Origin of the sequence: Curtobacterium phoenicis, assembly GCF_047238015.1 — a bacterium.
In the GTDB taxonomy this organism is placed as follows: domain Bacteria; phylum Actinomycetota; class Actinomycetes; order Actinomycetales; family Microbacteriaceae; genus Curtobacterium.
On the sequence record NZ_JBDFLZ010000002.1, the window covers coordinates 1,178,963 to 1,192,916 of the forward strand.

Annotated in this window: 13 protein-coding genes; 6 read left to right on the forward strand and 7 right to left on the reverse strand. The window is 71.1% G+C overall.

All coding sequences use genetic code 11. The annotated features are described in order from the left end of the window. Positions 1-67 precede the first annotated feature (67 nt). From ABC270_RS05865 to xseA, 4 genes are all read right to left on the reverse strand, one after another. Positions 68-682 (reverse strand): carbonic anhydrase, encoded by a 615-nt coding sequence (locus tag ABC270_RS05865; RefSeq protein ID WP_412879925.1) that lies wholly within the window; start codon positions 680-682, stop codon positions 68-70. 46 nt (positions 683-728) lie between these two features. Continuing rightward, positions 729-1,370 (reverse strand): DUF4245 domain-containing protein, encoded by a 642-nt coding sequence (locus tag ABC270_RS05870; protein WP_412879926.1) that lies wholly within the window; start codon positions 1,368-1,370, stop codon positions 729-731. Further along, positions 1,367-1,630, reverse strand: coding sequence for an exodeoxyribonuclease VII small subunit (locus tag ABC270_RS05875; protein ID WP_412879927.1), 264 nt, complete (start codon positions 1,628-1,630; stop codon positions 1,367-1,369). The genes ABC270_RS05870 and ABC270_RS05875 overlap by 4 nt, the downstream gene beginning before the upstream one ends. Before the next feature lie 131 nt (positions 1,631-1,761). Continuing rightward, entirely contained in the window at positions 1,762-3,000 is a 1,239-nt protein-coding gene (gene xseA, locus ABC270_RS05880; protein WP_412879928.1) for an exodeoxyribonuclease VII large subunit, read from the reverse strand. A gap of 136 nt (positions 3,001-3,136) precedes the next feature. Here xseA and ABC270_RS05885 point away from each other — a divergent pair, with 136 nt between their 5' ends. Both ABC270_RS05885 and ABC270_RS05890 read left to right on the forward strand, forming a co-directional pair. Continuing rightward, positions 3,137-4,201: a 4-hydroxy-3-methylbut-2-enyl diphosphate reductase gene (locus tag ABC270_RS05885; protein ID WP_412879929.1), complete on the forward strand. Its 1,065-nt coding sequence runs from the start codon at positions 3,137-3,139 to the stop codon at positions 4,199-4,201. Continuing rightward, entirely contained in the window at positions 4,198-5,007 is an 810-nt protein-coding gene (locus ABC270_RS05890) for a DUF6264 family protein (protein WP_412879930.1), read from the forward strand. The genes ABC270_RS05885 and ABC270_RS05890 overlap by 4 nt, the downstream gene beginning before the upstream one ends. A gap of 229 nt (positions 5,008-5,236) precedes the next feature. Here the strand turns inward: ABC270_RS05890 and ABC270_RS05895 are convergent, their stop codons facing one another. Further along, positions 5,237-6,496, reverse strand: coding sequence for a M18 family aminopeptidase (locus ABC270_RS05895; protein ID WP_412879931.1), 1,260 nt, complete (start codon positions 6,494-6,496; stop codon positions 5,237-5,239). Positions 6,497-6,605: 109 nt separating this feature from the next. Continuing rightward, positions 6,606-7,634 (reverse strand): class II fructose-bisphosphate aldolase, encoded by a 1,029-nt coding sequence (fbaA, locus tag ABC270_RS05900; RefSeq protein WP_412879932.1) that lies wholly within the window; start codon positions 7,632-7,634, stop codon positions 6,606-6,608. 156 nt (positions 7,635-7,790) lie between these two features. On the opposite strand from fbaA, the gene glpX reads away from it, so the two are divergent. Next, positions 7,791-8,780 carry a class II fructose-bisphosphatase gene (glpX, locus tag ABC270_RS05905; RefSeq protein ID WP_412879933.1) on the forward strand — a complete coding sequence of 330 codons (990 nt, stop codon included), beginning with the start codon at positions 7,791-7,793 and terminating at the stop codon, positions 8,778-8,780. 144 nt (positions 8,781-8,924) lie between these two features. Here glpX and ABC270_RS05910 read toward each other — a convergent pair whose 3' ends face one another. Further along, on the reverse strand, positions 8,925-10,187 hold the full coding sequence (locus ABC270_RS05910) for a DNA recombination protein RmuC (protein ID WP_412879934.1): 1,263 nt from the start codon (positions 10,185-10,187) through the stop codon (positions 8,925-8,927). Positions 10,188-10,376: 189 nt separating this feature from the next. On the opposite strand from ABC270_RS05910, the gene iolC reads away from it, so the two are divergent. Genes iolC through ABC270_RS05925 form a run of 3 tightly spaced genes read left to right on the forward strand, consistent with a single transcriptional unit; the run spans position 10,377 to position 13,949 of the window. Then, positions 10,377-11,417, forward strand: coding sequence for a 5-dehydro-2-deoxygluconokinase (gene iolC, locus ABC270_RS05915; protein WP_412879935.1), 1,041 nt, complete (start codon positions 10,377-10,379; stop codon positions 11,415-11,417). Continuing rightward, the gene (locus ABC270_RS05920) at positions 11,410-12,441 is read left to right on the forward strand and encodes a class I fructose-bisphosphate aldolase (protein ID WP_412879936.1); all 1,032 of its coding nucleotides are present in this window, start codon (positions 11,410-11,412) and stop codon (positions 12,439-12,441) included. The genes iolC and ABC270_RS05920 overlap by 8 nt, the downstream gene beginning before the upstream one ends. After that, on the forward strand, positions 12,438-13,949 hold the full coding sequence (locus ABC270_RS05925) for a CoA-acylating methylmalonate-semialdehyde dehydrogenase (RefSeq protein ID WP_412879937.1): 1,512 nt from the start codon (positions 12,438-12,440) through the stop codon (positions 13,947-13,949). The genes ABC270_RS05920 and ABC270_RS05925 overlap by 4 nt, the downstream gene beginning before the upstream one ends. The last annotated feature ends 5 nt before the right edge of the window (positions 13,950-13,954 follow it).

Genomic DNA, 13,954 nt, shown 5'->3' on the forward strand with positions numbered 1-13,954 from the left:
CGTGCCGAACGTGTCGTGCCGGGGGGTTGCGTCGTGCCGGTCAGGCACGGACCGGGCCCTGCCCTGTTCAGGCTTCGCCCACGACGGTGTCGATCGTGACCTCGCCCGAGGCCAGGTCGTACGTCGCCCCGACGACGGCCAACCTACCCTCGGCGACGGCGTCGGACACGGCGCCCGACCGCTCGAGGACCTGCGCGAGGGTGTGCTCGAGGTGGGCGGCGCCGATCGCCTCCTGCGGGAGCTCGGCGTCGCTCGCACGGACCTTCTCGACGCTCGGGGCGATGGCGTCGACGAGTGACTGCAGGTGCGGGGCGGGCACCGGCTCGCCCGAGCGGGCGGCCGCGACCGCACCGCAGCGGGTGTGGCGGAGGACGACGACGAGCGGTGTGCCGAGGGCGACGACCGCGAACTCGATCGAGCCGAGGACCACGTCGTCGACGATCTGACCGGCGTTGCGGATGGCGAAGAGGTCGCCGATGCCCGCGTCGAACACGTGCTCGAACGGCACGCGCGAGTCGGAGCACCCGAGGACGGTCGCGAACGGTGCCTGTGACCCGGTGAGCTCCGAGCGGCGGTCGGGGTCGACTCGACCGGTCCGACGCTTGTCTGAGGCGAACCGCGCGTTGCCCTCGACGAGCAGTCGGAGGGCGTCGGACGGAGTGGAGGCGGCGCGGTCGGGCATGGGGCTCCTCGGTGTGCTGCGGTCGGTCAGGGGTGGGTGGCGGTGGTCACCGGTCCGCGAACTGCTCGGACACGGCGGTCGCGAGCGTGCGGAACGAGGCGTCGTCGGCGGTGCCGGCGAGGACGAAGGTGTACTTGCCGGTGGTCTGCACGAGCGCGTACGCGTTGTTGCCCGCGTCCTTGCCCTCGTCACGACGGTCGTACACGGTCCACTTCGTGCCGTCGATCGTCGTCGAACCCGTCGCGGGCTTCTGGTCGAGCTGGTTCGCCACCCACGACGCGTTCGCGTCGACGCCCTGCTGCAGCCCGATGTACTGCTTGTCCGGCGTCAGGAAGCCGACCGTCCAGACGTCGACGCCGTCGCCGGACTTGTCCGTCCAGTCGGCTCGGTTCGCGGAGAAGCCTTTCGGCAGCGTCGGTGCGGCGAGCTCGACGCCCCGGACGTTCGCATCGGCCGCGACCTGCCGGTAGTCCACGGTGCGGTCCACGATCTGGGTGTCCGGTCGGACGACGACCGCCACGAGGAACAGGACGATCCCGAGCGACGCGATCATCGCGATGACCAGGTTGAACGCCGTCTGGTGCTGCCTTCGAGCCGTGCGCGCAGCGTCCTTGCGTGCCCAGGTCTCCTCCGGGGTCTCGGCGCGACCGAGCTCGGCGACGATGGGCCGTCCGTCAGCGTCGGTCATCGGGCGTCACCACCGTCCGCCGCGGCGCCGCGCTCGTCCGAGGCGGCACGAGCAGCGTCGAGCCGTGCGCGGGCGCCCACCAGCCACTCCTCGCACCGGGCGGCGAGGGCCTCGCCCCGCTCCCACAGCCCGAGGGAACGCTCGAGCGTCGCGGAGCCCTGCTCGAGCTCGGCGACGACGCGGACGAGTTCGTCGCGCGCGGCCTCGTAGCTCAGCGTGGCGACGTCGACGACCTGCTCGGGTTCCTGCTGGGATGACACACCACGATCCTACCGAGCACCCACCGACGCGGCGTCGCGAGGCTGGAGGTTGTGGAGGCGCACGCACCGGACTGCACCTGTGGAGGACCGGCGTCGCGGGGCGGACGCGCGCCGTGCCTCCTGGTCGGCCGTCAGACCGAGCCGTCGGGACCGGGCCCGTCGGGCTCGAGCGTCCCGGTGGCCGTGCCCGCCCCGAGCGTGACGTGCACCGGTGTGGCTCCGTGGAGGTCCTCCGAAGCACGCACCACGCCGCCGTCCGCGGTCTGCACGATCGCGTACCCGCGGCGCAGTGTGTCGCGCGGCGACAGTGCGCGGAGCCGTGCCGTCAGGTGACCGACGTCGGCGTGGGAGCGTTCGAGTCGGCGGTCCAGGAGCTCGCGGGCGCGGGAGAGGTCGCGCGCCACCTCCTCCGCGCGGGTGTCGACGAGCCACGCGGTCGACGCGAGTGCCGGACGCGAGCGGAGGGCCGCGATCCGGTCGGCCTCGACCGAGAGCGTGTGCGAGAGCCGCAGGCCGAGCCGGGCACGTGCCTGCCGGACGTTCGCGAGCTCCTCGGCGACGTCGGGCACGACCCGCTTCGCCGCGTCGGTCGGGGTCGATGCGCGGAGGTCCGCGACCTCGTCGAGGATCGGGCGGTCGGCCTCGTGCCCGATCGCGGACACGATCGGAGTGGCGGCCGCGGCCGCGGTGCGCACGAGCGTCTCGTCGCTGAACCCGAGGAGGTTCTGGAAGTCGCCACCGCCGCGAGCGATGACGATCACGTCGACGGTCGGGTCGGCGTCGAGCTCGAGGATCGCGGCCGTGACCTCGCCCACGGTCCGTTCGCCCTGGACCGCGGTGTGCACCGTGCGGAACTCGACCTGCGGCCAGCGGAGCTGCGCGTTGCGCTTGACGTCCTTCTCGGCGTCGGAGTCCTTGCCGGTGATCAGGCCGATCCGGTGCGGGAGGAACGGCAGCCGCTTCTTCCGGGACGGGTCGAACAAGCCCTCGGCCGCGAGGGTGCGGCGGAGCCGTTCGAGCCGCTCGAGCAGGTCGCCGAGCCCGACGTGCTTCATCTCGACGACCTGCATCGTGAGCGAGCCGCCCTTGACCCAGTAGTTCGGCTTGACGGCCGCGACGACCCGGTCGCCCTGCTTGAGGTCGGCCGGCACCCGGGAGCGCACGCTCGACCAGATGGAGAACGACACGGTCGCGTCGACCTCGACGTCCTTGAGCTTGCCGTAGACGTTGCCGCCGGCGACGTTCCACTGCGTGATCTCGCCCTCGACCCAGGCGGTGCCGAGGCGGTCGATCCAGTCCCGGAGCTTGGCGCCGAGCAGCGCGACGGGCCAGGGGTTGTCGGCCGTCGGCGGGCCCTGTTCGATCGCCATGTCGCTCCTTCCGAACGCGGGACACCCATGCTGCCGCAGACCGGTGACACGGTCGGTCGCACCGCGCCGCGGGGAGTTCTCCACAGGGTTGGTCGCGCCCAGGTCGTGCGGGTGCCGCTCACCTATCATCGGGGACGTGACGATCACCAACGGCCACACGGTCCCCCTCGCCCCGCCGCGGGTGCACGCGGCGCGCGGGCGGCTGCGGGACGAACCGGTCGCGGGCGCCAAGAAGGTGCTGCTTGCCGCGCCGCGCGGGTACTGCGCGGGCGTCGACCGGGCGGTGGTCGCCGTGGAGCAGGCGCTCGAGCAGTACGGCGAGCCCGTCTACGTCCGGAAGCAGATCGTCCACAACGTCCACGTCGTGTCGACGCTCGAGCAGCGCGGGGCGGTGTTCGTCGACGACGTCACCGAGGTCCCGCGCGGTGCCCACGTGGTGTTCAGCGCGCACGGGGTGTCCCCGGCGGTCGTCGCCGGCGCCGCCGAGCGCGACCTCCACGCGATCGACGCCACGTGCCCGCTCGTGACGAAGGTCCACCGCGAGGCCACGCGCTTTGCGAAGGCGGACCGCACGATCGTCCTCATCGGGCACGAGGGCCACGAAGAGGTCGAGGGCACGATGGGCCACGCCCCCGACCGCACGATCCTCGTCAACGGTCCGGCGGACGTCGCCGCGCTCGAGGTGCCCGACCCCGACAACCTCGTCTGGCTCTCGCAGACCACGCTGAGCGTCGACGAGACGATGGAGACGGTGCGCCTGCTCCGCGAGAAGTTCCCGACCATCCAGGACCCGCCGTCGGACGACATCTGCTACGCCACGCAGAACCGGCAGGTCGCGATCAAGAAGGTCGCACCCGCAGCCGACCTCGTGATCGTCGTCGGGTCCGCGAACTCGTCGAACAGCGTCCGCCTGGTCGAGGTCGCGCTCGAGCACGGTGCCGCGGCCGCGCACCGCATCGACTACGCGGAGGAGATCCAGCAGGACTGGCTGGACGGCGTGGCGACCGTCGGGGTGACGAGCGGCGCCTCCGTGCCCGAGGAGCTCGTGACCGAGGTGCTCGAGCAGCTCGCCGACGCCGGTTACGGTGCCGTCGAAGAGGTCGTGACCGCGCACGAGGACCTCATGTTCTCGCTGCCGAAGGAACTCCGGACCGATGCGGCAGGTAGACCGACGCGTGCGCTGGGCGGGCGGCGCGCATGAGCGGCGACTGGTCCTCGACGCCGGCGCACGATCCGTCGGACGCTCGCCCGGCGGGCGACAGGGCAACGGACGGCAGCGCAGCGGACGCTCTGGAGGCGCGGCGCGGCCCCGTCACGTCGGCCGTCGCGCCGGCAGCGGGTCGCGTCCACGGCACGCCTGCTCCGCAGTACGGCGAGTACGCGCCCGAGGGTTGGGTGAACCCGGTCCTCGTCGAGCAGGAACGGCAGGAGCGCGAGGCGGCGTCCCGGGCACTCCCTGAGCAGGCGGCGCGCGAGGCCAGCACGGCGTCCGGTCGGAACGGTCCGGCCAGCGGACGCCCTCGCGTCGAGCACTCCGGCGTCGGGCACGACGGTCCGGGGCACCACGGTGCGGGCTGGCGCGGTGACGGGCGTCCGGGCGACGGGATCGCCGGAGCCGCTCCGTCGAGCCGCTTCGGACGGTCACCCCTCGACTTCGGCGCCACCGTGGGTCTGCTCGTCCTCGGACTCTGGTCGGTGCTGCAGTCGCTCTCGGTCGGGCAGGTCGCCTCCGCCGTCCGCCAGACCTTCGAGCAGCGCTACACGACCTTCTCCGACCCTTCGGCGCTGACCACCGCGGCGATCGTCGGAGCCGTCTCCGGTGTGGTGCTCTTCGCGCTCACGCTCTGGTGGTCGATCCGTCGGCTCCGCGCGCGTCGCTGGACGTTCTGGGTGCCGCTGCTCGGCGGTGTCGTGTCGACCGCGGTCAGCGTCACCGCGTTCCTCGTCGTGGTGATGCAGGACCCGCGGTTCGTCGAAGCGGTGCTCCGCCAGTCCGGCGGCGCCTGAGCGTTCGGTGCGGCGGCGCCTGAGCACGTCGAGTGTGGCGGCGCCGGAGCGCGTCGAGTCCGGCGACGGCGGAGCGCGTCGAGTCCGGCGACGGCGGAGCGCGTCGAGTCCGGCGACGGCGCCTGAGCGCGTCGAACCACGGTCCCGACGTCGAACCGGGCCGTCGGATCGGTTCGACGTCGGGAACGTGGTTCGACCTCGGACGGCCCAACGGTGCCGTCCGGCGCGCTCAGCCGGCGAGGAAGGCGGCGACCGCGCCGTGCAGCGCAGCGAGGTCGTCGACGTGCACGAGCTCGCGGACCGAGTGCATCGACAGGAGCCCGACGCCGATGTCGATCGTCGGGATGCCGAGCCGGGTCGCCGCGATCGGACCGATGGTCGAGCCTCCCGGGATGGTGTTGACGTTCACGAACGGCTGGTACTCGACGCCTGCCTGCTCGCACGCCGCCGCGAAGACCGCTTCGCCCTTCGCCTCGGTCATGTAGCGCTGGTTCGCGCTGATCTTCAGGAGCGGACCGCCGCCCGGCCGCGGTCGGTTCGTCGGGTCGTGCTTCTCCGGCTGGTTCGGGTGCACGAGGTGCCCGGCGTCGCTCGACAGCAGCCACGATGCGCGGAACGCTCGAGCGGCGTCGGACCGGTTCGCACCGAGGCCTTCCTGCACCCGGCCGAGGACGTCCTCGAGGAACGGTCCACCGGCACCCGACGGCGTCGAGGACCCGATCTCCTCGTGGTCGAACGCGGCGAACACGGGGATGTGCTCGGCGTCGGACGGAGCAGCGATGACCCCGAGGAGCCCGGCGTGCACACTCGTGAGGTTGTCCATCCGGCCGGACGCCAGGAACTCCCCGGCGATGCCGATCCGCGCCGGCGCCTGCGTGTCCGCGAGGAAGAGGTCCCCTGAGACCGCCTCGTCGCCGACCTGGCCACGGAGCCACGCGAGGACGTCGGTCCCGCCGACGTCGCCGCCGGTGCCGACCACCGGGATCGTGTGGCGCTGCCGGTCGATCTCCTTGCCGTCGTTCACGCCGCGGTCGAGGTGGATCGCGAGGTTCGGGATGCGGGCGACGGCGCCGGTCGACACGAGCCGCACCGTGCCGTCGGCGTCGACCACCCGGCCGGCGATCGCGAGGTCCCGGTCGAACCACGTCGACAGGAGTGCGCCCCCGTAGACCTCGACGTTCAGCTGCTCCCAACCGAGCGTCCGCACCGCCGGGTTCGGCTTCACCCGGAAGGTCGGGGAGTCGGTGTGCGCCCCGAGGATGCGGAACGGCGTCGTCGCGGTCGCGCTCTCGGGGAGCCGCCAGGCGATCACGGCACCGTCGCGGACGACGACGTAGGCGCCCGGGTCGGTCGGCCACGCGTCGAGTTCCGACAGCTCGGTGAACCCTGCCTCCACGAGCCGGTCCCGCGCCACGGCGGCCGCGTGGAACGCGGTGGGGGACTCGATGACGTACTGGGCGAACTCGGAGGCGATGGCGTCGGCGGTCACCCGACCATCGTGGCACGGTGCCTTGCCCGCCGTGGCCAGGCGGGACCGGACGTGCAACGGGGCGCGTCCGTCGGACGCGCCCCGTTCCTCCCGGCTGGTGTCTGCCGGATCAGCCCTTGGTGTGGCCGGCGGAGCCGAGCACCTTGGCGGCCTCGCCGACGCGGGCGGCCATGGCGGTCTCGGCGACCTTGCCCCAGGCACGCGGGTCGTACTGCTTCTTGTTGCCGACCTCGCCGTCGATCTTCAGCACACCGTCGTAGTTGCGGAACATGGAGTCGGCGATCGACCGGGTGAACGCGTACTGCGTGTCCGTGTCGATGTTCATCTTGATGACGCCGTTGCGCACGGCCTCGTGGATCTCGTCGTCGGTCGAGCCCGAGCCGCCGTGGAAGACGAGGTCGAGCGGGTTCTCGCCGGTGCCGTGCTTCTCGGCGATCGCGGCCTGGATCTCGCCGAGGAGTTCCGGACGGAGCTTGACGTTGCCGGGCTTGTAGACGCCGTGGACGTTGCCGAAGGTGAGCGCGGCGATCCAGCGGCCCTGGTCACCGAGGCCGAGTGCCTCGACGACCTTCTCGACGTCGTTCGGGGTCGTGTAGAGCGCATCGTTCGTGCCCTCGTGCTGGACGCCGTCCTCCTCGCCGCCGACGACGCCGATCTCGACCTCGAGGATGGCGTTGATGTTCCGCGTCTTCGCGATCATCGTCTTCGCGATCTCGATGTTCTCGTCGAGCGGCACCGCGGAACCGTCCCACATGTGCGACTGGAAGATCGGGTTGCGTCCCTGGCGGACCTCTTCCTCGCTCGCCGCGATGAGCGGGAGGACGAAGCCGTCGAGCGCGTCCTTCGGGCAGTGGTCGGTGTGGAGGGCGACCGTGATGTCGTAGTTCTTCGCGACCTCGTGCGCGAACTTCGCCATCGCGAGGGCACCTGCTGCGCGGTTCTTGACCGTGTGGCCCGCGAAGTAGTCCGCACCACCGGTGGTGACCTGGAGGATGCCGTCGGAGCCGGCCTCCTGGAGCCCCTGGAGGACCGCGTTGATCGTCTGCGACGACGAGACGTTGACCGCGGGGTAGGCGAACTTGCCGGCCTTCGCTCGTTCGAGCATCTCGGCGTACTGTTCCGGCGTTGCGATGGGCACTGCGATCTCCTTCGACGTGGTGGTTCCCCGCCGAGCCTAGTCAGAAGCCCTGGAGGCTCGGTGCCCGTTACGAGGGCCGGATCCGTCGCGCTGCACATGCGTCCACTGCTTCCCTGACCGGCCCGCCTTGCGGCGTGCCGTCGGTACGCTGGGAGCGTGACTCCCACGACTGAGACCGGCTCCCTGTTCCTCCAGCCCGACCGCAACCTCGCGCTCGAACTCGTCCGTGCGACGGAGGCCGCAGCGATCCGTGCGCAGCCGTGGGTCGGGCGTGGTGAGAAGAACCTCGCCGACGGTGCCGCAGTGGACGCGATGCGGAAGTTCCTCGGCACGGTGAACTTCGACGGCGTCGTCGTGATCGGTGAGGGCGAGAAGGACAACGCCCCGATGCTCTACAACGGTGAGCACGTCGGCAACGGCCACGGTCCGGCCTGCGACATCGCGGTCGACCCGATCGACGGCACGTCGCTGACCGCCGCCGGACGCCAGAACGCGATCTCGGTGATGGCCGTCTCGGACCGCGGCTCGATGTACGACCCGTCGGCGGTGTTCTACATGGACAAGATCGCCGCCGGACCCGAGGGGCGCGGGGTCCTCGACCTCGAGAAGCCGATCGGTGAGAACATCCGGGCGCTGGCGAAGGCGAAGCACAAGGACATCGAGGACATGCAGATCGCCGTCCTCGACCGTCCCCGTCACGACGAGCTGATCCGTGCGATCCGCGCCACGGGAGCCGGGACCCGGCTGCTGCTCGACGGTGACGTCGCGGGCGGGATCTCGGCGGCGCTGCCGGGGTCGAAGATCGACATGTGCGTCGGTGTCGGAGGTACCCCGGAGGGCATCATCACCGCGTGCGCGATCAAGGCCCTCGGTGGCGTGATCCTCGGGAAGCTGCAGCCCAAGGACGACGAGGAGCGCGACAAGGCGATCGCCGCCGGGCACGACCTCGACAAGGTCCTCGACCAGGACGACCTCGTCACGGGCGACAACACGTTCTTCGTCGCGACGGGTGTCACCGACGGTGTCCTCGTCGACGGTGTGCGCCGTTCGCGCGGTGTCATCCACACGGACTCGCTCGTGCTCCGGAGCCGGTCGAACACGATCCGTCGCATCCAGGCCGACCACCGCGCCGAGAAGTGGTTCTGATCCGCTGACGCTGACGCTGCCGACCCGGGCCGGCCGCTCGGCCCGGCCGGTGCCGGTCGAACCACGTGTGCGACATCGAACTCCCGAACGGGGTCTGTTCGATGTCGCATTCACGGTTCGACGCCGTGTGTGAGCATCGCCGGGTCAGTCGTCGTCGAGGGCGCCGACGAGCTCGGGTGCAGTGAGCAGCCGCGGCTCGTCGTCGATCGTCGCGGGATCGGCGATGACCTTCGACTCGTCGAGCAGGGACAGCCGCCGGGCGCTCGGCAGCACCTGCCGTTCGAGCGACCCCACGAAGCGGTTGTAGTCGACGACGGTGCCGCGGATGGCACGACCGAGCTTGTCCACGTGACCTGCGAGCGTCGACAGGCGTCCGTAGAGCTCGCGCGACACCCGGAAGAGCTCACGGGCCTCGGCGGTGACGACGTCCTGCTGCCACGAGAACGCCACCGTCTTGAGCACCGACCACAGTGTCACCGGCGAGGCGAGCGCCACCCGCTTGCGGAAGGCGTGGTCGAGCAGCCCCGGGTCCGCCGCGAGGGCGCTCGCGATGAGCGACTCGGACGGGATGAACGCCACGGTCAGCTCGGGTGACGCGTCGTACCCGGACCAGTACTCCCGCGCTGCGAGGGCGTCCACGTGCGCCCGGAGTGCCCGCACGTGCTGCTGCAGGAGCTGGTCGCGCCGGGCGCCCTCGGCCCCGGTGGCGGTCGCGGGGATCTCGGCCGCCTGCAGGTAGGCGCTGAACGGCACCTTCGCGTCGACGGCGATGGTCTTGCCGCCGGGCAGGTGCACGACCATGTCCGGGCGCGCGGCCCCGGCGGACGTCGTGACCGAGGACTGCACGTCGAAGTCGACCCGTTCGAGGAGACCGGCGGCCTCGACCACGTTCCGGAGCTGCGTCTCGCCCCACACGCCGCGCGTGCTGTTCGAGGAGAGCGCGCTCGCGAGCGTGTCCGCCGTGGCGCGGAGGCGCTCCTCGGACTCCGCAGCCGACCGCAGCTGCGCGGAGAGCGCCCCGTACTGCTCGCTCCGGGACTGCTCGAGCTCGGCGATCTTGGCGCGCATGACGTCGAGCGTCTGCGCCACCGGGCTCAGCGCCGAGAGGACCTTCGACTCGTTCTCGTTCCGCGCCGCATCGGCCCCGTGCATCCGCTGCACGAGGTGCTCGAGCTCGGCTGCCCGGCGCTCGAGCGAGTCGACCTGCCGGCGGTACTGCGTGTCCTGCGCGTCGAGCCGTTCCTCGGCATCGGCCCGGACGGTGTCGAGCTGTGCGCGGAGCGCGTCCGCCGTGGCGTGCGCGGCGGCGGCGTCGACACCGGCGCGCGAGCGGACGAGCGCCCAGGCGAGGACGACACCGACGGCCAGGCCGATGACGAGACCGATGACCAGGGCGAGGATCTGCATGACGCGACCCTTGCAGGAGCCACCGACACCGCGCCTCCAGGCCGGGAGCGCGACGGACGCACCGCGACGGACGCACCGCGACAAACGCACCGAAACCGACGCACCAGTTATGTAATGACATTAGGGCAAACGGGGTGTACAGTCGTCATCGTCCGCCGATGAAGCCGCACGGAAGGTCCATCCCGTCGCATGACGCACGAAGCACCGCACGCCTACGACGTGATCACGATGGGACGCGTCAGCGTCGACGTCTACCCCCAGCAGACCGGCCCGCTCGAGGACGTCCCGACCTTCTCGAAGTCCGTCGGCGGGAGCGCGACGAACGTCGCGATCGCCGCGGCCCGACACGGTGCGGACACCGCCGTGATCACCCGGACGGGCAACGACCCGTTCGGCCGCTACATCGCCCGGACCCTGCCGGAGTTCGGCGTCGCGAACGACTTCGTCGATACCGTGGACGGGCTGAACACCCCCGTCGCGTTCTGTGAGATCTTCCCGCCGGACGACTTCCCGCTGTACTTCTACCGCGCGCCCAAGGCGCCGGACCTCATGATCACCGCGAAGTCCCTCCCACTGCACGAGATCGAGCGGGCGAGGATCTTCTGGACCACCGTGACGGGCCTCAGCGAGGAGCCGAGTCGGCACGCCCACCACGTCGCGCTCGCGGCGCGGAGCGCGTCCACGGCCGAGACGAAGCAGCACACCGTGCTCGACCTCGACTACCGGGCGATGTTCTGGTCATCGCCCGAGGCCGCGACCCGCGAGGTCGCGGTCGCCCTCGAACACGCCACGGTCGCGGTCGGCAACCGCGAGGAGTGCGAGGTCGCGGTGGGGGAGACCGACCCGGTCCGCGCAGCCGACGCCCTGCTCGAGCGCGGTGTCGAGATCGCGGTCGTGAAGCAGGGCCCGAGGGGTGTGCTCGCGAAGACCCGCGACGAGGTCGTCGAGTTCCGACCGCACACGATCGACGTCGTGAACGGCCTCGGCTCCGGCGACGGCTTCGGTGGCGCACTGACCCACGGTCTGCTCGAGGGCTGGGACCTCGGGCGGATCCTCGCGTTCGCGAACGCCGCCGGCGCGATCGTCGCCACCCGGTTCGAGTGCTCCACCGCCATGCCGACGAGTGACGAGATCGAGCGGTTCATCGCGTCGAACCCGGCGGAGAGCACCCTGCACACCACCGCATCGCACACCACCGCGTCGCACACCGAGGAGACGGCCGATGCCTGAGCTCACCACCGCCGACTTCGAGCGTCTCCGTGACGTCCGCGCCGCCCAGCCCGAGGTCGTCCAGCGGACGCTGCACGCCCGTCGGAAGCGTGACCTGCTCGCCGAGGACGGCAAGCTGTTCATCGTCGCCGCCGACCACCCCGCCCGCGGGGCCCTCGCCGTCCGCGACGACGCATCCGCGATGGCTGACCGGTACGACCTCCTCGAACGCCTCGTCGTCGCCCTCGGCCGCCCCGGCGTCGACGGGGTGCTCGGGACGCCCGACGTCATCGAGGACCTCGCGCTCCTCGGCGCCCTCGACGACAAGGTCGTGGTCGGCTCGATGAACCGCGGCGGCCTGCGCGGGGCGACGTTCGAGATGGACGACCGCTACACGGCCTACTCGGCACGCGCCATCAAGGACGACGGGCTGGACTTCGCGAAGCTCCTCGTCCGGATCGCGCTCGAGGACGCCGGCACCGCTCCGACCCTCGAGGCCACCGCCCGCGCCGTGAGCGAGGCCGCCGCACTCCGGCTGCCGATCATGCTCGAGCCGTTCATGTCGTCGTGGCGCGACGGGAAGGTCGTCAACGACCTCACGGCCGACGCGGTCATCACCTCGATGGCCATCGCATCGGGTCTCGGCGAGTCCAGCGCCTACAGCTGGTTGAAGATCCCCGTCGTCGACGACATGGCGCGGGTCATGGCGGCCACGACCCTCCCGACGCTCCTGCTCGGCGGTGACCCCGCGTCGCGTCCCACGGAGACCTACGCGAAGTGGGCCGACGCGCTCGCCCTGCCGGGCGTCCGCGGGCTCGTCGTCGGACGGACCCTGCTCTACCCGCAGGACGGTGACGTCGCCGCCGCGGTCGACGTGGCCGCCGGACTCGTCCACAGCGCAGACCCGACGGCAGGCGCCGCATCGGCGTCCGTCCACAGCCTGGAGGCCCGGGTCGGGTCGTCCACAGATCCTCGCGACCGCGACACGCAGTACGCCGACGCCACCACCATGGACTCGTCCATCCCGGAAGGAAGCAACGCATGACCACCACGGAGCAGACCACCACGACGGTCGGGCACTGGATCGACGGCGCGCACGTCGCCTCCACCTCGGGCAACACCGCTCCCGTGTTCGACCCGGCGCTGGGCGTCGCGACGAAGCAGGTCGCCCTGGCCGACGAGTCCGAGATCCAGGCGGCGATCGCGAGTGCCAAGGCAGCGTTCCCGGCGTGGAGCAACCTGTCGCTGTCGAAGCGCCAGCAGATCCTGTTCGCGTTCCGGGAGATCCTCAACCGTGACAAGGCCGAGCTCGCCGAGATCATCACGAGCGAGCACGGCAAGGTCATCGACGACGCGCTCGGTGAGATCGCCCGTGGGCAAGAGGTGGTCGAGCTGGCGACGAACATCCCGTCGCTGATGAAGGGCGAGTTCTCCGACCAGGTGTCGACGGGCATCGACGTCTACTCGATCCGGCAGCCGCTCGGTGTCGTCGGGATCATCTCGCCGTTCAACTTCCCGGCGATGGTGCCGCTGTGGTTCCTGCCGATCGCGATCGCGGCCGGCAACACCGTCGTGCTCAAGCCGAGTGAGAAGGACCCGTCGGCCGCGATCTGGCTGGCCGCGAAGTTCCAGGAGGCGGGCCTGCCGGACGGCGTGTTCAACGTCCTCAACGGCGACAAGCTGAGCGTCGACGGGCTGCTGACCAGCCCGGACGTGGAGTCGATCTCGTTCGTCGGGTCGACGCCGATCGCACAGTACGTGTACGAGACCGGCACGAAGCACGGCAAGCGCGTGCAGGCCCTCGGCGGTGCGAAGAACCACATGCTGGTGCTGCCCGACGCCGATCTCGACCTCGTCGCGGACAACGCCATCAACGCGGGCTTCGGCTCCGCGGGTGAGCGGTGCATGGCGATCTCGGTCGTCGTCGCCGTCGAGCCGGTCGCTGACGAGCTCATCGAGAAGATCACGGAACGTGCGGCGACGCTGCGGATCGGGGACGGGCGTCGTGGCTGCGACATGGGTCCGCTCGTGACGAAGCAGCACCGCGACAAGGTCGCCTCGTACATCGAGGTCGCCGAGCAGGACGGTGCGGAGGTCGTGGTGGACGGCCGCACCGTCCGACCCGACGGCGACGAGAACGGCTTCTGGCTCGGCCCGACGCTGATCGACAAGGTTCCGACGACGAGCCGGGTGTACACCGAGGAGATCTTCGGACCCGTGCTCTCCGTCGTCCGCGTGCAGTCCTACGAGGAAGGCCTCGAGCTGATCAACTCGGGCGCGTTCGGCAACGGCACGGCGATCTTCACCAACGACGGCGGCGCCGCTCGTCGGTTCCAGCGCGACGTGCAGGTCGGCATGATCGGCATCAACGTCCCCATCCCGGTGCCCGTCGCGTACTACTCGTTCGGCGGGTGGAAGAACTCGCTGTTCGGCGACCACAAGGCGTACGGCACCGACGGCGTGAGCTTCTTCACCCGGCAGAAGGCCGTCACCTCCCGGTGGTTGGATCCCTCGCACGGCGGCATCAACCTCGGCTTCCCGTCGAACGGCTGACGCAC